The sequence below is a fragment of the Serratia sp. CY52157 genome, assembly GCF_052168495.1.
Taxonomy (GTDB): Bacteria; Pseudomonadota; Gammaproteobacteria; order Enterobacterales; family Enterobacteriaceae; genus Serratia; species Serratia ureilytica.
In genome coordinates this window covers 108,590-129,453 of record NZ_JBJNMO010000003.1, presented here as the reverse complement: position 1 = coordinate 129,453, position 20,864 = coordinate 108,590, and the positions used below count along the sequence as shown (strand labels likewise).

General features: G+C 58.8%; 20 protein-coding genes. 9 read left to right on the top strand and 11 right to left on the bottom strand.

Annotation, left to right across the window (positions count from 1 at the left end):
• Both pmrA and pmrB read left to right on the top strand, forming a co-directional pair.
• Positions 1–663, top strand: a complete 663-nt coding sequence (pmrA, locus tag ACJ8IP_RS14480; RefSeq protein ID WP_033641655.1) for a two-component system response regulator PmrA — start codon at positions 1–3, stop codon at positions 661–663.
• A complete protein-coding gene (gene pmrB / locus ACJ8IP_RS14475; RefSeq protein ID WP_442524435.1) occupies positions 660–1,721 on the top strand; it encodes a two-component system sensor histidine kinase PmrB in 1,062 nt (353 codons plus the stop codon). The genes pmrA and pmrB overlap by 4 nt, the downstream gene beginning before the upstream one ends.
• Positions 1,722–1,757: 36 nt before the next feature.
• Here the strand turns inward: pmrB and cgtA are convergent, their stop codons facing one another.
• The 4 genes from cgtA to rplU form a co-directional block, all read right to left on the bottom strand.
• Positions 1,758–2,930: an Obg family GTPase CgtA gene (gene cgtA, locus ACJ8IP_RS14470; RefSeq protein ID WP_033641651.1), complete on the bottom strand. Its 1,173-nt coding sequence runs from the start codon at positions 2,928–2,930 to the stop codon at positions 1,758–1,760.
• Positions 2,931–2,946: 16 nt separating this feature from the next.
• A complete protein-coding gene (locus tag ACJ8IP_RS14465; protein ID WP_033651479.1) occupies positions 2,947–3,918 on the bottom strand; it encodes a DMT family transporter in 972 nt (323 codons plus the stop codon).
• Between the two features lie 105 nt (positions 3,919–4,023).
• Positions 4,024–4,281, bottom strand: coding sequence for a 50S ribosomal protein L27 (rpmA, locus tag ACJ8IP_RS14460; RefSeq protein WP_004933559.1), 258 nt, complete (start codon positions 4,279–4,281; stop codon positions 4,024–4,026).
• Positions 4,282–4,298: 17 nt separating this feature from the next.
• Positions 4,299–4,610, bottom strand: coding sequence for a 50S ribosomal protein L21 (gene rplU / locus ACJ8IP_RS14455; RefSeq protein ID WP_004933561.1), 312 nt, complete (start codon positions 4,608–4,610; stop codon positions 4,299–4,301).
• A 270-nt stretch (positions 4,611–4,880) separates the two neighbouring features.
• Here rplU and ispB point away from each other — a divergent pair, with 270 nt between their 5' ends.
• The gene (gene ispB / locus ACJ8IP_RS14450; RefSeq protein WP_033641648.1) at positions 4,881–5,852 is read left to right on the top strand and encodes an octaprenyl diphosphate synthase; all 972 of its coding nucleotides are present in this window, start codon (positions 4,881–4,883) and stop codon (positions 5,850–5,852) included.
• A gap of 50 nt (positions 5,853–5,902) precedes the next feature.
• Here the strand turns inward: ispB and ACJ8IP_RS14445 are convergent, their stop codons facing one another.
• Positions 5,903–6,259, bottom strand: coding sequence for a DNA-binding protein (locus ACJ8IP_RS14445; protein ID WP_164106790.1), 357 nt, complete (start codon positions 6,257–6,259; stop codon positions 5,903–5,905).
• 180 nt (positions 6,260–6,439) lie between these two features.
• Here ACJ8IP_RS14445 and ACJ8IP_RS14440 point away from each other — a divergent pair, with 180 nt between their 5' ends.
• On the top strand, positions 6,440–6,700 hold the full coding sequence (locus ACJ8IP_RS14440) for a helix-turn-helix domain-containing protein (RefSeq protein ID WP_004933567.1): 261 nt from the start codon (positions 6,440–6,442) through the stop codon (positions 6,698–6,700).
• A gap of 67 nt (positions 6,701–6,767) precedes the next feature.
• On the opposite strand, the gene mdh is transcribed toward ACJ8IP_RS14440, so the two are convergent.
• Positions 6,768–7,706, bottom strand: a complete 939-nt coding sequence (gene mdh, locus ACJ8IP_RS14435; RefSeq protein ID WP_033636811.1) for a malate dehydrogenase — start codon at positions 7,704–7,706, stop codon at positions 6,768–6,770.
• A 464-nt stretch (positions 7,707–8,170) separates the two neighbouring features.
• Here mdh and argR point away from each other — a divergent pair, with 464 nt between their 5' ends.
• The 3 genes from argR to yhcN (ACJ8IP_RS14420) all read left to right on the top strand — a co-directional run bounded on the left by argR (position 8,171) and on the right by yhcN (ACJ8IP_RS14420) (position 9,692).
• Complete coding sequence (gene argR / locus ACJ8IP_RS14430; RefSeq protein ID WP_016929335.1) at positions 8,171–8,641, top strand: transcriptional regulator ArgR; 471 nt, start codon at positions 8,171–8,173, stop codon at positions 8,639–8,641.
• 403 nt (positions 8,642–9,044) lie between these two features.
• A complete protein-coding gene (gene yhcN, locus ACJ8IP_RS14425) occupies positions 9,045–9,308 on the top strand; it encodes a peroxide/acid stress response protein YhcN (RefSeq protein ID WP_004933574.1) in 264 nt (87 codons plus the stop codon).
• Between the two features lie 120 nt (positions 9,309–9,428).
• Positions 9,429–9,692, top strand: coding sequence for a peroxide/acid stress response protein YhcN (gene yhcN / locus ACJ8IP_RS14420; protein WP_025305042.1), 264 nt, complete (start codon positions 9,429–9,431; stop codon positions 9,690–9,692).
• A 197-nt stretch (positions 9,693–9,889) separates the two neighbouring features.
• Here yhcN (ACJ8IP_RS14420) and mpl read toward each other — a convergent pair whose 3' ends face one another.
• Entirely contained in the window at positions 9,890–11,269 is a 1,380-nt protein-coding gene (gene mpl, locus ACJ8IP_RS14415) for a UDP-N-acetylmuramate:L-alanyl-gamma-D-glutamyl-meso-diaminopimelate ligase (RefSeq protein WP_033651482.1), read from the bottom strand.
• Positions 11,270–11,438: 169 nt separating this feature from the next.
• On the opposite strand from mpl, the gene fbp reads away from it, so the two are divergent.
• Positions 11,439–12,443, top strand: coding sequence for a class 1 fructose-bisphosphatase (gene fbp, locus ACJ8IP_RS14410; RefSeq protein ID WP_004933587.1), 1,005 nt, complete (start codon positions 11,439–11,441; stop codon positions 12,441–12,443).
• Between the two features lie 45 nt (positions 12,444–12,488).
• Here the strand turns inward: fbp and ACJ8IP_RS14405 are convergent, their stop codons facing one another.
• Positions 12,489–14,042 carry a methyl-accepting chemotaxis protein gene (locus ACJ8IP_RS14405; protein WP_033651483.1) on the bottom strand — a complete coding sequence of 518 codons (1,554 nt, stop codon included), beginning with the start codon at positions 14,040–14,042 and terminating at the stop codon, positions 12,489–12,491.
• A 260-nt stretch (positions 14,043–14,302) separates the two neighbouring features.
• Here ACJ8IP_RS14405 and ppa point away from each other — a divergent pair, with 260 nt between their 5' ends.
• Entirely contained in the window at positions 14,303–14,833 is a 531-nt protein-coding gene (ppa, locus tag ACJ8IP_RS14400) for an inorganic diphosphatase (RefSeq protein ID WP_004933594.1), read from the top strand.
• Between the two features lie 52 nt (positions 14,834–14,885).
• Here ppa and ACJ8IP_RS14395 read toward each other — a convergent pair whose 3' ends face one another.
• From ACJ8IP_RS14395 to tamA, 3 genes are read right to left on the bottom strand one after another with little or no spacing between them, the layout of a single operon-like run.
• Positions 14,886–15,233, bottom strand: a complete 348-nt coding sequence (locus ACJ8IP_RS14395; RefSeq protein ID WP_025159589.1) for a gamma-glutamylcyclotransferase family protein — start codon at positions 15,231–15,233, stop codon at positions 14,886–14,888.
• Between the two features lie 2 nt (positions 15,234–15,235).
• Positions 15,236–19,054 carry an autotransporter assembly complex protein TamB gene (tamB, locus tag ACJ8IP_RS14390; RefSeq protein WP_442524434.1) on the bottom strand — a complete coding sequence of 1,273 codons (3,819 nt, stop codon included), beginning with the start codon at positions 19,052–19,054 and terminating at the stop codon, positions 15,236–15,238.
• Positions 19,051–20,769, bottom strand: coding sequence for an autotransporter assembly complex protein TamA (gene tamA, locus ACJ8IP_RS14385; protein WP_169539905.1), 1,719 nt, complete (start codon positions 20,767–20,769; stop codon positions 19,051–19,053). Before tamA ends, tamB begins: the two co-directional genes overlap by 4 nt.
• Positions 20,770–20,864 lie beyond the last annotated feature (95 nt).

Genomic DNA, 20,864 nt, shown 5'->3' with positions numbered 1-20,864 from the left:
ATGAAGCTGCTGGTCGTTGAAGATGATGAACTGCTGCAACAGGGGCTGGCGTTGGCGCTGACCGGCGAGGGTTACGTCTGCGACTGTGCCGCCACGGCGGCGGAGGCCAACAGCCTGCTCATCACCAGCCAATACAGCATGGTGATCCTGGATCTCGGCCTGCCGGATATGGACGGCGCGGCGCTGCTGCGGCAGTGGCGCCGCCAGCAGATCGATCTGCCGGTGCTGATCCTGACCGCCCGCGACGCCCTGGAAGATCGCGTCGACGGGCTGGACGCCGGCGCCGACGACTATCTGGTCAAACCCTTCGCGCTGGTTGAGCTGCAGGCGCGCGTGCGCGCCCTCCTGCGGCGCTACCAGGGCCACAGCGACAATCTGATGCAGGTGGATGACCTGCAGTTGAACCTCTCCAGCCAGCAGGTCTACCTGCAGCAACAACCGGTGGAGGTCACGCCAAAAGAGTTCGCCATTCTGTCGCGCCTGATCATGCGTGCCGGGCAGACGGTCAACCGTGAGCTCCTGCAACAAGATCTCTACACCTGGCAAGACGATCTGGGCTCCAACACGCTGGAAGTGCACATCCACAACCTGCGTCGCAAACTGGGCAAGGATCGCATCCGCACCGTGCGCGGCATCGGCTACCGCCTGGAACCTTCCTCATGATCAGCATGCGCCGCCGCCTGCTGCTGATGTTGGCGCTGATCCTGTTGGTCACGCAGCTCATCAGCGCCTTCTGGCTGTGGCACGAAAGCCAGGAACAGATCAGCTTCCTGGTGGACGAAACCCTGTCCGCCAAAGTGCGCAGCGAGCGCGTCGATACCGAGATCGCCGAGGCCATCGCCTCGCTGTTGGCGCCTTCGCTGATCATGATGATCGTGACCCTGCTGGCGTCTTTCTGGGCCATCAGCTGGATCACCCGCCCGCTCAACCAATTGCAGCAGCGGCTGGAAAAGCGCTCTGCCGATAACCTGACGCCGCTGCCGATCACCAGCGACAGCCAGGAAATGGTGGCGGTCACCAATGCGCTCAATCAGCTGTTCTCACGGCTGGACAACACCATTCAGCAGGAACGCCTGTTCACCGCCGACGCCGCCCACGAGCTGCGCACGCCGCTGGCCGGCATCCGCCTGCATCTGGAACTGATGGAAAAACAGGGCGTCCAGGGCAGCCAGGCGCTGATCGCCCGCATCGATCAACTGATGTACACCGTCGAGCAACTGCTGATGCTGTCGCGCGCCGGGCAAGACTTTGCCAGCGGCCATTACCAGCATTTCGATTGGGTAGCCGATGTGATCCAGCCGCTGCGTGAAGAGCTCGACGAAATGGCCGCCCAACGCGGGCAAACGCTGGCCTGGCAATTGCCGGCCGCCGCCGCGGTGAATGGCGATCCGGTGCTGCTGCGGCTGCTGCTGCGCAACCTGGTCGAAAACGCCCACCGATACGGCCCGGAAGGCGGCGCGATACAGGTGCGGTTAACGCCGCAGGACCGCGGTTATCTGCTGCAGGTCATCGACGATGGCCCGGGGATCAAGGAAGAGATGGTCGGGGAGCTGACGCAGGCGTTTCGCCGCATGGATCAACGCTACGGCGGCAGCGGACTGGGCTTGAATATCGTGATCCGCATCGTGCAGCTGCACCAGGGGCGCTTGACGCTGGAAAACCGCCGCGATGCGCGCGGCCTGAATGCCCAGTGTTGGCTGCCGGAAAAGGCGCTCAAATAATAAGGGCCCAGCGTTGCTGAGCCCTTTATCATCGAATTACTTCTGGTAAATGATTTCGACGCCTTCGTCGTCGTCTTCGTCCCAGTCGTCATCCCAGTCGTCATCCGCTTCCGATTCCATCTCCGCCAGCTGTTCGCGGTGATAGTCGTCCCACATGAATTCGACTTTTTCCGGCGCGCTTTCTTCGATCGCCATCGCTTTCGGCTGGGTGTTGATGAAGTTCATCACGTCCCAGCACAGCGCGTTGACGCCTTCGCGGTTGGCGGCGGAGATCATGTAGTACTTTCCTTCCCAGCCCATGCCTTCCACAATCGCCTTGGCGCGTTCGGCAGCTTCTTCCTCACCAATCACATCAATTTTGTTGAACACCAGCCAGCGTGGCTTCTGCGCCAGATTTTCGCTGTATTGGTTCAACTCGTTGATGATGACTTTGGCGTTTTCCACCGGATCGGATTCGTCGATCGGCGCAATGTCCACCAGGTGCAACAGCACGCGGCAACGCTCCAGGTGTTTCAGGAAGCGAATGCCCAGGCCCGCGCCTTCGGAGGCGCCCTCGATCAGCCCCGGAATGTCGGCGACCACAAAGCTCTGCTCGTGGTCCATGCGCACCACGCCCAGGCTTGGCACCAGCGTGGTAAACGGATAATCGGCCACCTTCGGCTTGGCGGCGGACACCGCGCGGATGAAGGTCGATTTGCCGGCGTTCGGCAGCCCCAGCATGCCCACATCGGCCAGCAGCAACAGCTCCAGCAACAGATCGCGCGCTTCGCCGGCGGTGCCCAGCGTCTTCTGACGCGGCGCACGGTTGACCGACGATTTGAAACGGGTGTTACCCAGACCGTGCCAGCCGCCTTTGGCGACCATCAGCTTCTGCTCGTGACGGGTCATGTCGCCGAGGATCTCGCCGGTGCCCTGATCCTTCACGCGCGTGCCGACCGGCACCTTGATGATGACGTCTTTACCGCGTTTACCGGTACAGTCGCGGCTCTGGCCATTCTGACCGCGCTCGGCGCGGAAAGACTTCTCAAAGCGGTAGTCGATCAGGGTATTGAGGTTCTCGTCCGCCAGCAGGTAGACGTCGCCGCCGTCGCCGCCGTCGCCGCCGTCAGGCCCACCGTTAGGGATATATTTTTCGCGGCGGAAGCTGACGCATCCGTTGCCGCCATCGCCTGCAACGACCAGAATCGCTGCTTCATCTACAAACTTCATTTACCGTCTCCGTAAATCATTCACCGGGCTGCTTCAAAGGAGCAACCTGGGGGGGTTCTGCCCGTCGCGGCCACCACCGGTGACCAATTGCGGAAAACATAGCGCCCGCCACGACCACAAACGCGCCAACATAGCCGACGAGATTTAACGTCGGCGCGGCGAATGCCTGGGGCCAGGCCAGCGCCAATAAATCAGAAAACAGCAGGGTAAACAGCGGGGTCAGCGTCACCAACGCACTCACCTGCGCCGCCTGCCAGCGCGCCATCGCTTCCGCCAGCGCGCCATAGCCGATCAACGTGTTGGCGCCGCAAAACAGCAGGCACGCCAATTGCCAGCCGCTAAGCTGGAAAATCACCTCGGGTTTGGCCAGAGGGAACAACGCTATCGCACATAAAGTGTACAACATAACCAGGATCTGCGGCGAAGCCAGCCGTCGCAGCAATACCTTCTGCGCCACGCCGTAGCTCACCCAGACCATCGCCGCACACACGCCCAGCATGACGCCCAGCGTGTAGTCCGTCAGCCGGGTAAAGATCTCTATCAGACTGACGTTGAAAAACAACATCAGTCCACAAATCAGCATCAAGGCGCCAATGACCTGGGTGATGCGCATGCGCTCTTTTAAAATCAGCACGCTGGCGAACATCATGCCCACCGGCGACAGCTGGCCAATCACCTGCGACGCCGTCGGGCTCAGGTATTGCAGCGAGGAACTGAAGAACACAAAGTTGCCCAACAGCCCCGCCGTGGCGATCGCCAACAGCAGCAGCCAACGCGGTTGACGGAACATCTTCAGCGGCGGCAGCTTGCCGCGCACCGCGAGGATCACGCCCAAACCAATGGCGGCCATGGTAAAGCGATACCAAACGACGGTAAACGGCTCCATCACCGCCAACACTTCTTTCATCGCGATCGGCAACGCGCCCCAGCAAACCGCCGTGGTTAACGCCAGGGAAATACCCACGCCGACCTGCTGCTTCGTATCCATATTACCTTCGCCAACGCTGACGGGGCTGCCCGCAGGCAACCCATAAATGTAAAAAGCCCCGCAACGAATTGCGGGGCTTACATCTATTTCGTAAGGCTCGAAAAATTATTCAGCTTCGATGCTGATGAATTTACGATTGCTCGGGCCTTTAACTTCGAATTTGACTTTACCGTCTTTCAAAGCAAACAGAGTGTGGTCTTTGCCGCAACCCACGTTGGTACCAGCGTGGAATTTGGTGCCGCGCTGACGAACGATGATGCTGCCTGCCAGTACTGCTTCGCCGCCAAAGCGTTTTACGCCCAGACGTTTAGCTTCTGAATCGCGACCGTTACGAGTCGAGCCGCCAGCCTTTTTGTGTGCCATTAATCCGCTCTCCTAACTTAAGCGCTGATGCCGGTGATTTTAACGTCAGTGAACCACTGACGGTGGCCCTGCTGCTTACGGTGGTGTTTACGACGACGAAACTTAACAATTTTAATTTTCTCGCCACGACCGTGAGCAACGACTTCAGCTTTGATCTTGCCGCCATCGACGAAAGGAACGCCGATTTTGATATCTTCGCCATTAGCGATCATCAGAATCTGGTCAAACTCAACCGCTTCACCAGTTGCGATGTCCAGCTTTTCCAAGCGAACGGTCTGACCTTCGCTTACTCGGTGTTGTTTACCACCACTTTGGAAAACCGCGTACATATAAAACTCCGCTTTCCGCGTGCCCGACTGTGTTAGTTCAGAGCGCGCTATAAATATTCACAATAGGGCGCGAATTCTACGCAAAAAAGCGGCGCATGACAAGAGCAGAATAAGACCAGATGTACAAAAAAGAAGAAAAAAAACACAGTTTCTTTCGTGGCGTTTATCTGAACCGTTTTTCAAGTACAATCATAGGGACAGTTACCGCCATGTACCGATGTGAGCAGCGATCTCAACGCGGTGAAGAGAAACACAGCTGAAAAAAACACAATGAACCTAGAGCAAATTACCGAGTTAACCGCGCAAGATATGGCGGCCGTGAACGCAACAATTCTCGAACAGCTGAATTCCGATGTCACGCTCATCAATCAGCTTGGCTATTACATTATCAGCGGTGGCGGTAAACGCATCCGGCCGATGATCGCCGTCCTGGCGGCGCGAGCGTTGGGCTATGAAGGCAACAAGCACGTCACCGTCGCCGCCCTGATCGAATTCATCCATACCGCCACGCTGCTGCATGACGACGTCGTCGACGAATCGGACATGCGCCGCGGCAAAGCCACCGCCAACGCCGCGTTCGGCAACGCCGCCAGCGTGCTGGTCGGCGACTTTATCTATACCCGCGCCTTCCAGATGATGACCAGCCTGGAATCGCTGCGCGTGCTGGCGCTGATGTCGGAGGCGGTCAACGTCATCGCCGAAGGCGAAGTGCTGCAGTTGATGAACGTGCACGATCCTGACATCAGCGAAGAAAGCTATATGCGGGTGATCTACAGCAAAACCGCCCGTCTGTTTGAGGCGGCGGCGCAATCGTCGGCGATCCTGTCCGGCGCCAACGCCGAGCAAGAGAAGGCGCTGCAAGATTATGGCCGCTACCTCGGCACCGCTTTCCAGCTGATCGACGATCTGCTCGACTACAGCGCCGACGGCAGCACCCTGGGCAAAAACACCGGTGACGATCTGAATGAAGGGAAACCGACCCTGCCGCTGCTGCACGCGATGCACAACGGCGACGACGCACAGCGTGAGATGATCCGCGGCGCGATTGAGCAAGGCAACGGTCGTCATCTGCTGGAGCCGGTATTGCAGGCGATGCAACAATGCGGTTCGCTGGAATACACTCGCCAACGCGCCGAGGAAGAAGCCGACAAGGCGATCGCCGCGCTGCAGGTCTTGCCGGCCTCGGAGCACCGCACGGCGCTGGAAGGCCTGGCGCATCTGGCAGTGCAACGCGACTTTTAAGAAACAAAAGTTTCTTAACGTTCTTATCAGGCCCGCTGATGCGGGCCTGTCTAGGTATTGTTCTCTTCGTCAATGCGCGCCAGCAGGCCGCCTATCCCTTCCCGCATCAGGAAAGCCACCATTTTCTCGCGCTCGCTCTCCGTCAAATGGTAGTAATACTCGATCCATACCGCTAACGGATCCTGGCGTTCTACGTCATACGCCGCCCCATCTTCTTTCAGCATCAGCAGGTTGCGCGCGCCAGGCGGCAGGCTGTCGATATGATACTCCAACGCTTTTCCCTGCACGCCTTTACGCCTGCGGCTTATCCAGCCTTCGCGCCGGGCCATCAGATTGATTCCCTGTGGTGAGGAAGGTAATCCTGCGATGCCTGTCAGTTCCTTGGCGGCAAACCACTCGTTTCTCATAGCCATCATCTCTGGGCAATAGTGGGCAAAGTCATTTTTGGAAATTACTTGGGTATTTTTTAGGAAATTTAATGGTATTCTTGTTTCCGAATAAGCGTTTCACGTTGTTCAAACGCCTAACCCTGATCCGTTAGTTATACCACTAACGCAACTTTGGCTAATCAGAAAAGGAATGTAAACATGAATTCAAGGAACCCAGATTGGCATCCGGCAGATATCATCGCGGCGTTACGCAAACAGGGCACCACGCTGGCGGCGGTGTCGCGCAAGGCCGGATTAAGCTCATCAACGCTGGCCAACGCGCTATCGCGTCCCTGGCCGAAGGGGGAATGGCTGATCGCCGAAGCAATCGGCATCCACCCATCGGAGATCTGGCCAAGCCGCTATTATGATCCGCACAGCGATTGCCTGCTGGATCGAAAAGCCCGCATCAAATCGTGAACGCGGGGCAAAAAAAAACCGCCGGAACAGCGTCCGGCGGCGTTTATCGGCTGACTATCGGCGACGATCAGTTATTGATGAACTTCTCGCCCAGTTCGATATCTTTGTGCAGCACGTCCAGCATCTCATTCAGCGCTTTCTGTTCGAAGGCGCTCAGCGTGCCGATATCCTTGCGTTCTTCAACGCCGTTTTTACCCAGCACCAGCGGCTGTGCGAAGAAGCGAGCGTATTTGCCGTCGCCTTCAACGTAAGCGCATTCCACAACGCCTTTCTCGCCCTGCAGTGCGCGCACCAGAGACAGACCGAAACGCGCGGCCGCCTGGCCCATGGACAACGTAGCAGACCCGCCACCGGCTTTGGCTTCCACCACTTCGGTGCCGGCGTTCTGAATGCGTTTGGTCAGATCCGCCACTTCCTGATCGGTGAAGCTCACGCCAGGGATCTGCGACAGCAGAGGCAGGATAGTCACGCCAGAGTGGCCGCCGATGACCGGCACGTTCAGCTCTTCCGGCTGCTTGCCTTTCAGCTCGGCCACGAAGGTGTTGGAACGGATGATATCCAGCGAAGTCACGCCGAACAGTTTGTTCTTGTCGTAAACGCCGGCTTTTTTCAACACTTCCGCCGCGATGGCGACCGTGGTGTTAACCGGGTTGGTGATGATGCCGATGCAGGCTTTCGGGCAGGTTTTCGCCACTTGCTCAATCAGGTTACGCACGATGCCGGCGTTAACGTTGAACAGGTCAGAGCGATCCATGCCTGGCTTACGGGCCACGCCGGCGGAAATCAGCACCACGTCCGCACCCTGCAGAGCCGGGGTCGCGTCTTCGCCGCTGAAGCCTTTGATTTTAACTGCGGTTGGGATGTGGCTTAAGTCGACGGCAACGCCTGGGGTAACGGGGGCAATGTCGTAGAGAGAGAGTTCAGAACCTGAAGGAAGCTGGGTTTTGAGTAGAAGGGCGAGGGCCTGGCCGATACCGCCAGCAGCACCGAGAACTGCAACTTTCATCCTATACTCCTTTATTGTCTTAAATATATAAAGCGCCGTGAATGTGTTGGTGACGGACCTTAAATTATTACACCTTTAAAAACAATAAATTAGCTAATTTTTGCCTGCAGGTGCAATAAAATGACCGCTGTCGCGCCCATTTTAGATTAAATCGCTTACGCATGAAGGGCATAGCGCACACTAATCAAAAATAGTGCGAGGTTATTCACGAGCAAGTTAACCGGCCGTTACATTACACCCTTACGCAACATCAGAACAACATCATTTTAATAACATTTTATTTACCAGCGCAGGCCGATTTTCCGACGTCAAAAGGGCATATTCATCACGGCCGGATTTTGTTAAAATGCCGCCCTTTCCTCGCCGCCCGGTCATGTTTATTTTCTTTGGGTCGGCCTTTGTTGCATAAAAATTCATCTATATGCATAATCATGACTTCCATTATCAACATTCCACGGTGCAAAATGCGTAATCCCGCAAAACAGGAAGATCTGATCAAGACGTTCAAAGCGTTATTGAAAGAAGAAAAATTCAGTTCTCAAGGCGAGATCGTTTTGGCGCTGCAAGAAGAAGGCTTCGAAAACATTAACCAATCCAAAGTATCGCGCATGCTGACCAAGTTCGGTGCGGTACGTACGCGCAATGCCAAAATGGAAATGGTGTATTGCCTTCCTGCCGAACTCGGCGTGCCGACCACCACCAGCCCGCTGAAGAACCTGGTGCTGGACGTCGACCATAACGACGCCGTCGTGGTGATCCACACCAGTCCGGGCGCCGCACAGCTGATCGCCCGCCTGCTTGACTCCTTGGGCAAATCCCAGGGCATCCTTGGCACTATCGCCGGCGACGACACGATTTTCGTCACGCCGTCCAGCGGCTTTACCGCTCAGAAGCTGCATGAAGCGATCCTGGGCGTGTTCGAGCAAGAGCTGTGAAACCTGGCGCTAACAAAGTGCGGCTACCGCCCGCATTTTGTTAGCGCTTCTTTAACCCTCGCGTTACCTTTCCGGCCTTCAACCGCGTTTAACACTGCTTTTTTATCCCGCAACAACACATTTCCATGACATATCCATGTAACCAGCAGTACCCACTGTGATCTTCCGCACTTTTGGTCAAAAGCACTTACCTTATTGAAATTACATAAATTTAACATCGAAAGATCGTTTTATGAGCGTTTTTTATTCCTTGTAGTTATAAAAAATAAGGTTCATCGGTTTAAAGTTTCACTAGCAACTGTTAGCGAACTATTAATTTTTGGCGTTACTAGCTGTATACTCATTTTCGTGAACTGAATCACAGTTCGTTGGAACTGATAAAAGAATACGATGAGGTGAGATGATGAAAATTAAAGCTACCGTTGCAACCCTGAGCGTTCTGTCCATGCTTTCCTTTGGCGCATTCGCAGCACAATCTGTTGACGCAACCCAGGCCGCAAAACTGCAGCCCGCCGGTGTGATCACCGTGAGCGGCGTCGCCGCTGCGCCTTCCGACATTCGTCAGGCGCTGTCCGATAAAGCCGACGCCAAAGGGGCGACCGCTTACCGCGTGATCGAAGCGCGCAACGACGGCAACTTCCACGCGACCGCTGAAATCTACAAATAAGTACCGGCATTACCCGGCAACGGGCAATACATCTCTGGAATCAAACGCTGTCATAACGGCCTTCAAGAATAAAAATCGCTGCCAAGCCCTTCCAGGCTGTTATGACCAAGGATCGCTATCATGAACATGAAAACTACTCTCGCTGCACTCGGTTTGCTGTCTGTCATCTCCTTTGGCGCGTCTGCCGCCCAGTTGGTGACTAACGATCAGACCGCCAATCTGCAATCTATCGGCACCATTACCGTCAGCGGTATCGACGGCGCACCGACCGACATTCGCCAGGCGCTGTCGGAGAAAGCCGATGCTAAAGGCGCGACCGCCTACCGCGTGATCGAAGCGCGTAACGAAGGCAACTACCACGCCACCGCCGAGATTTACAAATAACAACTCTGGGAACGGCTTTGCAGAGCTGATTACCCTCGTCACTGCCACTGCCGAGTTCTGACGCAAACGCCGATTTCCCAGAGACCCTCTCGTCGTCCTATCCGACGAACCCCGTTGCCCTCGCTCGCGAGGGCTTTTTTATGGGCGTTAAAAAGGCCGCGAATGCGGCCCTTAGGTTGGCTTATGCGGCTGAACAATCAGTAGGTCACCTTCGGTTCCTGCTTTTTCGCCAACGCGTCCAACAGGCGATCGTGAATGCCGCCGAAACCGCCGTTGCTCATCACCAGAATGTGGTCGCCCGGCTGTGCGGTTTTCACCACCATCTCCACCAGCGTGTCGAGATCCGCGCTCCAGTGCGCCGGCTGCACGCAGGCATCCGCCACTTCCGCAACCTGCCACGGAATGTGATGCGGCTGGAACAGGAACACTTCATCGGCACGGCCGAGCGAAGGCGCCAGATCGTTTTTGCTGATGCCCATTTTCATGGTGTTGGATCGCGGCTCCAGCACCGCCAGAATGCGCGCCGTGCCGCCTACCTTGCCGCGCAGCGCGGCCAGAGTGGCCAGGATCGCCGTCGGGTGGTGCGCGAAATCGTCGTAGACCGTGACGCCGTTGGCTTCGCCACGCAGCTCCAGGCGGCGACGGGCGTTGATGAAGTCGCCCAAGGCGCGGCAGGCGTCCGCCGGCTGCACGCCAACGTGACGGGTCGCCGCGATGGCCATCAGGCCGTTATGCATGTTGTGCTCGCCCACCAGCGCCCAGTTCACTTCGCCAACCTGCTCGCCGTCGAGGAACACCGCGTAATGACTGGCGTCCGGCGTCAGCTTCTGCGCGCGCCAGGTGCCCTCTTCGCCCACCAGCTCCTGTTCGCTCCAGCAGCCCATCGCCATCACCTGCTTCAGGTGGCTGTCGTTGTCCGGCAGGATGATCTTGCCTTTGCCCGGCACCAGGCGCACCAGGTGGTGGAATTGTTTCTGAATGGCTTTCAGATCGTCGAAGATATCGGCGTGGTCGAACTCCAGGTTGTTCATGATCAGCGTGCGCGGGCTGTAGTGCACGAACTTGGAGCGCTTGTCGAAGAACGCGCAGTCATACTCGTCGGCCTCGATCACGAAGAACGGGCTGCCGCCGAGGCGAGCCGAGACGTCGAAGTTGCCCGGCACGCCGCCGATGACGAAGCCCGGCTGGTAGCCGCAGGCTTCGAGGATCCAGGTCGCCATGCCGGCGGTGGTGGTTTTGCCGTGGGTGCCGGCGACCGCCAGTACCCAGCGATCGCGCAACACGGCGTCGTGCAGCCACTGCGGGCCGGAAACGTAAGGGATACCACGCTCCAGCACCGCCTCCACGCACGGGTTGCCGCGCGTCATGGCGTTGCCGATGATCACCAGATCCGGCGCCGGATCCAGCTGGGCCGGATCATAACCCTGAATAAGATCGATCCCCTGGTTCTCCAGCAGCGTGCTCATCGGCGGATAGACGTTGGCGTCCGAACCGGTGACGTCATGCCCCAGTGAGCGCGCCAGCATCGCCAGCCCGCCCATAAAGGTGCCACAGATCCCAAGAATGTGAATGCGCATAGGTTTCTCATGTGAGTGCATCGAATGTCGGCATATTCTAACGCTCAGAATCGTCCAGAAGAAATGGATTTGCCTATGAATGGCGCGCATCTTTGGGCTACACTGCTCGCGAAAACGTTGGCGGTTTGTTAACAGGCCGCTATCCATCCGTAGATTCAGGGATTGTGTCATGAAAACGTTAGGCGAATTTATCGTCGAGAAACAGCACGACTTCTCGCACGCCACCGGCGAGCTGACCGCGTTACTTTCTGCCATTAAACTGGGCGCCAAAATCATTCACCGCGACATCAACAAGGCCGGCCTGGTTGATATTCTGGGGACCAGCGGGGTGTCCAACGTACAGGGCGAAGTTCAGATGAAACTGGACCTGTACGCGAACGAAAAACTGAAAGCGGCGTTGAAAGCGCGTGGTGAAGTTGCGGGTATCGCTTCCGAAGAAGAAGATGAAATCGTGATATTCGACGGCGAGCGAGCTGAAAATGCCAAGTATGTCGTATTGATGGATCCGTTGGACGGTTCGTCCAACATTGATGTCAACGTCTCGGTCGGTACGATTTTCTCTATCTATCGTCGCATCACGCCGGTCGGCACGCCGGTGACCGAAGAAGACTTCCTGCAGCCGGGCAGCGCCCAGGTCGCAGCGGGTTACGTGGTTTACGGTTCGTCCACCATGCTGGTGTACACCACCGGTTACGGCGTCCACGCCTTCACGTACGATCCGTCTCTGGGCGTGTTCTGTCTCTCTCACGAGAAAGTGCGTTTCCCGGCGAGCGGCAACATGTATTCCATCAACGAAGGCAACTACATCAAGTTCCCTCTCGGCGTGAAGAAATACATCAAGTACTGCCAGGAGCAGGATGAAGCGACGCAGCGCCCTTACACCTCGCGCTACATCGGTTCTCTGGTGGCGGACTTCCACCGCAACCTGCTGAAAGGCGGCATCTACATCTACCCAAGCACCGCCAGCCACCCGCAAGGCAAGCTGCGCCTGCTGTACGAATGCAACCCGATGGCGTTCCTGGCCGAACAGGCCGGCGGCAAGGCCAGCGACGGCAAAAACCGCATTCTGGACATCACGCCGGTGAAACTGCACCAGCGCGCGCCATTCTTCGTCGGCACCAAGTCGATGGTGGAAGACGCAGAACGCTTCATCGCCGAAAATCCGGACGAGTAACGCGTTCTTTGCCAGGGTTCGGCGCCTTGCCGAACCCTTATTGCCTTACAGCTTGAACGCCGCCATGCTCTGCGCCAGCAGCTGAGCCTGATCTTCCAGCGAGCGCGTCGCCGCCGCAGACTCCTCCACCAGCGCCGCATTCTGTTGCGCCACCTGATCCATCTGCGCCACCGCCAGGTTCACCTGTTCGATACCGCTGCTTTGTTCGCGCGTCGCCGCCGAGATCTCACGCATCAACGCCGTCACCCGGCCCACTTCACCGGTGATGCCGCTCATGGTCTGCGCCGCCGACTCCACCATCTGTTCGCCTTCCTGCACCCGGTTTTGCGACGCTTCGATCAGCCCTTTGATCTCTTTCGCCGACTGGGCGCTGCGCTGCGCCAGGTTGCGCACTTCACCGGCCACCACCGCGAAACCGCGGCCCTGTTCGCCGGCGCGCGCGGCTTCCACCGCCGCATTCAGCGCCAGGATGTTGGTCTGGAAGGCGATGCCGTCCATCACGCTGATGATATCGGCGATGCGGCGCGAGCTGTCGGTGATCGCCTGCATCTTGCTCATCACCTGGCTGACCACCTCACTGCCCTGGTTGGCGATATCAGACACGCTCAGCGCCAGCTGGTTGGCCTGTTCACAGTTCTCGGCGTTCATTTTTACCGTCGAGGTCAGCTGTTCCATGCTGGCGGCGGTCTCTTCCAGCGACGCGGCCGATTCTTCGGTGCGCTGCGCCAAATGCAGGTTGCCGGCCGCCAGTTCGCGCGAGCCGGTGTCGATCTGGCTGCTGGCGTCGCGCACTTTGCTGACCGAACTGGCCAGCGCCTGCTGCATACGCTGCATCGCCCGCACCAGGCGCCCCATCTCGGTATCGCCCTCGCCACGGATCTCGTGGGTCAGATCGCCGCCGGCGATGTGTTCCAACTGCGCGATGGACTCGTCCAGCGGACGCAGAATAATCACGCGCAGCGCGAACCAGGCCAGCAACGCCAACAGCACGCTGAGCAGGCCCGCCACCACGATCAGCGAGATCTTGGTGCTGGCGTTGCTTTCCGCCTCATACACCTGCTTCTCGCCGAGCTTCATGGCGAAGCTGCGGAAATCGGTGAGATCCTTTTCAAACGCGATGCTCAGGGCGGAAATGCGCGTCTCCTGGATATGGTAATACTCATCGATCTTGCCGGCCTTGATGGCGGCGGCCATCGGCTTCACGCCCTGCTCCAGATAGGCGCGATAGCTGTTTTGCAGGCGGCTGGAGAGTTCGCGGCCGCGCTCGGTCACGGTGCCGACGCCGACAAAGCGCGCCATTTCCTTGTTCGACTGCTCGAGGTAGCCGTAGATGCGGCCCACGGTGGCGTCGGAGACATCAGTCTGGCCGATCTCCCGTTGGCGCACCGCCAGCGAGGCGGCGGTGCGGGCGCGCAGCGTCAGGTTGGAGCTGTTGGCCAGCGAGCCCAGCTCTTCGCCGAGGATCTGGTTTAAGGTATGGATCGAGCGCGATCCTTCGTTAATCGCGTTGACGCCAATAACGCTGACCATGATCAGCAGCATGGTCATCAGGCTCAGCAGGGCGATCAGCCCAGCCTTCACCGTAATCTTTTTTAGCATGAGTTCTTCCCGGCTTCAGAATAGTGAGATCAGACGTAGTAGGGGTGGCAAAACGCGGAGCCAGCTTTGCTGGCTCATTATTGTTTGTTGAAGTTATCGGCAGGCGGAGGCAAAACTTCATGCCGCAGCGGGATTAATCTGGAAATTCTCCCTGCGTCGGCGCGCGGGGTTTTCGACGATGAAAAGGGCAGGAAATCGCAAAAGAGTCCGCTATAATAGCCGCCACTCCATTTCTGGTTTGATGATTAAAGGAAACCGACATGAGCTTGAATCTGGTCCCTGCTGGCAAAGACCTGCCGGAAGACATCTACGTAGTAATCGAAATCCCGGCCAACGCCGATCCAATCAAATACGAAATCGACAAAGAAACCGGCGCGCTGTTCGTTGACCGTTTCATGTCCACCGCGATGTTCTACCCGTGCAACTACGGCTACATCAACCACACCCTCTCTCTGGACGGTGACCCGGTTGACGTGCTGGTTCCAACCCCATACCCGCTGCAGCCGGGCTCCGTGATCCGCTGCCGTCCGGTTGGCGTGCTGAAAATGACCGACGAAGCCGGTGAAGACGCCAAGCTGGTTGCGGTGCCGCACAGCAAGCTGACCAAAGAGTACGATCACGTGAAAGACGTGAACGACCTGCCGGAACTGCTGAAAGCCCAGATCGCTCACTTCTTCGAGCACTACAAAGATCTGGAAAAAGGCAAATGGGTGAAAGTGGAAGGCTGGGCAGACGCTGCCGCGGCTAAAGCGGAAATCATCGCCTCCTTCGAACGCGCTGCCAAGAAGTAATCCTGCCGCCGTCCGATGAAAAAACACCGCTCATTGAGCGGTGTTTTTTTTCTTACTGTTCTTCGAGACGCTTCAGCCAGTCACCGCTGGTAATTCGCGGGTAACCGTCCACGCTGTGTTTGTACAGGTAGATCCACGCACTCCCATAAGGCGTCTGAATCAGCTCGCGCTTATAGTCCTTGGTGTTGCTTTTCAGTTCGTCCAGCTCTGCCAGAATCGATGAGTTAATACGATACACCTCGCAATGTATCGTGCCCTCTCCAGGGATCGCCGCCGGGTAATGGCCCAGATTGTAAATCTGATAGCCTTCGAGCTCGTGCTCGCCGAGCCATTGGGCGTTGGTCATCCAATGGCTGTTTCCCTGTTTGCGCCGTAAACTGCCGTAGACAATTATTCGCATCGCTAAAACTCAAACTGATAGAGCAAATCTAATGCCTGGTCGAGACCAGACACCGCTTCAAGATACAACTTAGGCATCAGGCGATAACGCAACGTCAGCGTGGCCAGCGAGTCGAAAATGCCCACCCCATATTTTACTTGTAAGCCTGGGAGGACATAGCCGCTCACGACAACCTGGGAATTGTCGCCAACCCCTTGAGTGTCCAGAGCCAAATTACTCACGCCGAATGCCTCGCCGATTTTACCCACAAGTTGACCACTTTGTGCAACCCCCATGCCGATTAACATCGACGTCATGGCGTTGCCGTCGGCGCCTGAGCTGTTCAAGCCCTGGCCGCGCAGCAGATAAGACAGGGCTTCCTGTTGCGATTTGGCCGGATCGGAGAACACTTCCAGCTTCGGCGCATCCGCCAGGCCGGTCACGCGCACGCCGGCGGTCACGTCGTCCTCGGTGGATTCCGGGTTGCGGATCGCTTCGATATTGAGCAGCGGCTGATCCGGCGGGCCGGAGAACATCAGCTGCCCTTTACGCACGATCAAATCCTGACCATAAGCATGGAAGCGACCGGAAGGGATGTCAATCTGGCCATTGAGGCCCAGCCCTTTCTTGTCCTGCACCACTTTCAAATCACCCTTCAAGCGGGCTTTGAGGCCGAAGGCGTCAAGCCGCACGTCATTGCCGACGTGGATCATCAGGTTGCTGTTGATCGGAATCGAGGCGGTCTTCGGTTGAATCGGCTTCAGCTGGTCGTCCAGCATCACTTCGTCGGAAGAGACGCCCACCGCGCTTTCCGGCAGCTCCTGCACCGTGATGCGCGCCCAAGGGATGTCGACCTTGCCGTTGAGCGAGAACAGCTGCGGCGTGGCTTCGAACACCAGATCCGGCGACACGTCGATGCGGATCATCGGCGGCACCGTCACCCGCAGCTTGTCGCCCTTGGCGGCAATGCGCGCACGCCAGGCGTTGATGTCACGCCAGTCGGCATCGCCCGCCAGATTCAGCTGGCCGCGCGTGGTGCTGAGCAGCCCTTCCAGCGTCGATGTCATGCCATTGAAATTCACCGCCAGCCGCGCGTCGGTCATATCGAACGGCATCCAGTGGCCCTGCACCTTCGCCCGATCCAAAGCCAGACGCCCGAACACCAGCGGCTTCTGCGCGCTGCCGCCCAGACGCAGGTTGGCGTTCAGCATGCCTGCAGCGCTTTCGCCCTTCATCAGCGCCGGGTTAATCAGCGCCAACGAAATGTTGGTGATATTGACGTTGCCGCTGATGGTGCGCCGCACCTGCGGATCCGCCACCTGAATATTGCCGTCTAACTGGCCGTTGTTGGTCAGTTTGATCCGCCAGTCGGCCTGCGCGCGGCCGTTGTTCAGACCGGCGTTGAGGGTCAGCGTATCGAAGGCGATCGGCAGCGCGTTGCCCTGCACCTGCTGCACCACCTTGACGCCGTTGCCGGCCAACGTGACCTTCGCCTCCGGCAGCGCGCCGCCCGGTTTCCAGCTGACGTCGGCTCGGCCGGTGAACACGCCGCTCAGGGCGGTCTCCGGGCCGAGGAACGGCTTGATCATCGCCAGATCGAACCGGTTGAGCACCACGCTGGCCTGGCCGCTCTGGCCGGCTTCGATGGTCTTCGGCACGCACAGCTCGGCGTTCGGGTTCTGCCAACAGTGCGGCCCGATGCTGATTTTCTGCGCGGTGTTCAGGTAGTCCAGCGCGATGGCGCGCGTCAGGCGCCACTCCCCCACCGGCGTATCGAAGCGGGTATTGTTAAGATTGCCGCGCCAGCGCTGCTGCTGACGATCGAAGCTGCCCTGCAGCGCCAGCTGGCCGGAGACCGGCTTACCGTCGATCTTCAACTGCAGCTGATGCTGCTTCTCGCTGCCTTTGGCGTCGAGGGTCAGCAGGCTGACTTCCAGCGCGTCCTGCTTCAGTTGCTCGACGCGTACCGCCAGCTGCCCCTGGATCTGATCCGTGGAGCGCACGTCACCGTCGATCTTCACCCGGTTGATGCGCAGCGCCTGCCACTGCAAACCGGAGGCGGTCAAATCCGCCAGCAGCTGGGGCGCCTGCAGATTGCCGCGCAGCTTCAGCAGCCCTTTGGCGGTGCCGCCCAGGCCCGGCAGCGCGCCGTCCAGACGCGGCGCGTCGATGTTGGCGTCCAGGTTCCAGCTCTTCTCGTCCAGCTGTCCTTTGACGTTCAGCTGGTTGCGCCCCAACGTCAGATCGATGCCGGGGATTTTCCACTGCCCGGCGGCGTTGCCGCTCAGCGTGCCGCGCGCCGTGACCTTGTTCTGCTTCACGTTGCCGTCCAGCTGCAGCACCGGCACCTGCAGCTGCCAGCTGCCGCCGTGCAGGCTGCCGCGCGTGGTGATCTTGCCGTCGAGTTTCGCCGGCCATTCCGGCCACTGCTTGGCGGTATTGATGCCGCTCAGCGTCAATTGCGAGTTCCAGCTGATGGCCTTGCTCCAGTCCACCAGCGCGGTGAGATCGGTATTGCCCTGCAGCGCCGCCAGCCGCAGGCGCTCCAGCTTGAACTGCTCGACGTTGCCTTTGCCGTCCAGCGTCAGCACCGCCGGCGGCAGATCCTGACCTTTCAGATTGGCGCGCGTCGACAACGCATAGTCGGTCGCCTTGCCGTTAAAGCGCAGGCGGAAATCGTTAACCTGGTACTGCGCCTCGCCGCTCAGCGGCCATTTCAGCTGTTTGCTCTGCAGCGTCAGCGCCAGCGGCAGGCCGGCTTCAGCCAGCCGGGTTTGCACATCAAGCTGGGCGCCGACCGGGCCGGACAGATTCAGCGCGACCTTCAGCTCATCACGCAACCCGCCGCCGATGTTCAGCTTCACTTTTTCGCCCTTCAGCGGCTCGATGTTCAACGCGCTGTTGGCGGTCAGGGCCACCGGCCAATCGCCGGTCAGGGTCGCCTGCCCCTGCACCGACAGCGTACCCTGCGGCGACTTCACGTCGAAGTTGTCCAGCTGGATATGCTGATCCTGCGTGCTGGCCTGCAGCAACAGACTCGTGATCAGCACGTCGGTATCGCCGGTCAAGCGCAGCTGTTCGCCGCTGATCTCTTTCACGGTGATATCCAGCGGCAGGCGGATGTCCGGCAGATCCGGCAACAGCGGTTTGGCGAACAGTTCCTTCAGCGTTTCGCCAAGCGGCTTCTCTTCCGGCTGCGGCGCCGGTTTCGCCGCGTCGGTAACCTGCTCACCGACCTTTTTCGCCACCTCGACCGCCGGTTGCACCGCTTCCGGCAACGGATTTTGCGGCGTTTTCGGCAAGGCGATCAGCAACGAGCCGATCTTGGTCGGCATCAGCGTCAGCGCGCGCTCTTGCCACTGTGCGCCGGTGCGGAACTCGGCCAGAGAAATGGCGGTGTCGTCGACGGTGACCTTGACGTTGTTCAGCGCCAGCAGGCGCAGAGTGATCGGATAAGGCGTACTGAGATTGGTGGTCGGCTCACTGCTCTCCTCCACCGGCGCGGAGGGCGCCATCTCTTTGGTGTTCACCGCCACGTCCACGTCCTGAGCGGTCAAGGCGTTGACGCACAGCGAGCTGCGTTTAAAGCAGGAGAGATCGAGGGACAGATGGAATTGCCCGGCGTTGACCGTCACGCCCGGCATCTGATACTTCACGCCCTTCAGCGTCAGATCGCGCCAGCCGCCGCTGACGCCGGCGATCTCCAGCCCCGGCACCCAGCGCGCCGCGCCGTTGATGACCATATGCAAACCGGTGGTGGTCCCCACCAGGAAGGCCAGGCCGCCGATCAGCAGCAGCAGAACGACCAGAAATCCGAGACAAATCTTTTTAACCAGGCTCATAGTTCAGGCCCCAAACCGATGTAGAACTGCATCCCGTGAGTGTCCTTGTCTCCCACGGGCGCGGCGATATCCAGCTTCACCGGCCCCACCGGCGACTGCCAGCGCACGCCTACGCCGGCGCCGGTCTTGAAGTTGCTCTGCTTGATATCGTTCACCGCTTCACCGGAATCGACGAACATCGCCCCCCACCATTTGCCGGTCACGTTGTATTGATACTCCAGCGAGCCGGTCAGCATCTTGGAGGCGCCGGTCAGCTTGCCGTCGTCGCCGCGCGGAGAAATGTCTTTGTACTTGTAGCCGCGAATGCTGCGGTCACCGCCGGCGAAGAAGCGCAAATCCGGCGGCACCTTGTCGAAGTCGTTGGTTTCTATCCATCCCACCTGCCCGCGTGCCACGAAACGATGCTTGTCGGCGAGCGTGCGGATCCAGACGTTCTGCGCCTGCATCAGCGCGAAGTCCACGCCCGAGCCCCAGGTGGTGTCGGATACGTCGATGGAGTAGCGCTGGCTGTCGCCCCAGGTCGGCATCAGGCCGCCGCGCGAGCGGGTGCGGTTGAAGCTGACGCCGGGGTACAGCAGCATGGTGGTGTTGCTGACGTTGCCCTGGGTAAAGTTATCCCAGCGCCAGGTCAGGTTGATCGCCCGCTGCCAGCCGCTGGAGAGATCCCAGTTGCGCGAGGCCACCACTTTGGAGGTCACGGATTTGGTGTCGTTAAGGTCGACATTCTTGAGCCCGCCCTGCAGCAGGTAATACTGCTCCAGCGGATTCTTCAGCAGCGGGATCTTATAGGTCAGATCCAGCTGCTGCTCCGGCGCCGACACGCTGGCGCTGGTTTCCAGGCTGTGGCCGCGATCGTTGAGCCAGGGCTTTTTCCAGGTGCCTTTCACCCGCGGGCCGACGTCGGTGGAGTAACCGATACCGGTTTCGATGGTATTGCGCGTACGCGGCGTTACCAGCGCGTCCAACGGCAAAATCTTGTTCTCTTTGGCATCGTTGAAATCAGGGGACACCACCACCGAGTTGAACCAGTTGGTGGCGGACAAACGGCGGTTCAGCTCGGCCAAATCCTCCGAACTGTAGTAATCCCCCTGATGAAAGGGCACCAGATTTTGCAGATAGTCTTCGCGGATTTGCGAACCGGTGAATTTCACCTTGCCGAAGCGGTAACGTTCGCCGCTGTTGAAATCGATATCCCAAAACGCCTTGTGCAGATCTTCTGCCACGCCGAGCTGGCTTTTGGTCATGTCGGCGTCGAAGTAGCCTTTGCGCAGCGCCAGGCCGGTCAGCGAGCCTTTGAAACTGTCATACTTGCCGTGGTTGAGGATCTCGCCGATGGTCGGCCGATCCTTCTTTACCAGCGCCAGATAGTCCTCATCGGTCTTCGCGCCGCCTTCCAGCACGATGTTGGCGCCGGCGATGCGCACCGGTTCGCCCGGATTGACCTTGGCATGCAGCACCGGACGCGACATCCCCGGCCGATCGTCCAGCGTAAACTCGATGGTCGGCTGGTAATAACCGAGCGCGCGCAGCCCCTGGCGCACCGCCTCATCCACCCGTGCGCGGAAGCGACCGTCGGTGCCGACCTCTTCAGGCGTGATCGACGACAGCCGCACCCGGACGTTTTTTTCCAACTCTCCGCTTAACCCCTCCACCTGCAGCCGCACGTTGGCCGCATAGGCTGCAGGTGCCGCAAGCAACACAGATATCAAGCACATGACCGGGTACTTTGGCACGTGTTCTCCTTATTGATTTTACTTTCCTGTTATGGTGTTCGCTCCGGGGCCAGGGCAGACTCCGCGCTATCATGACG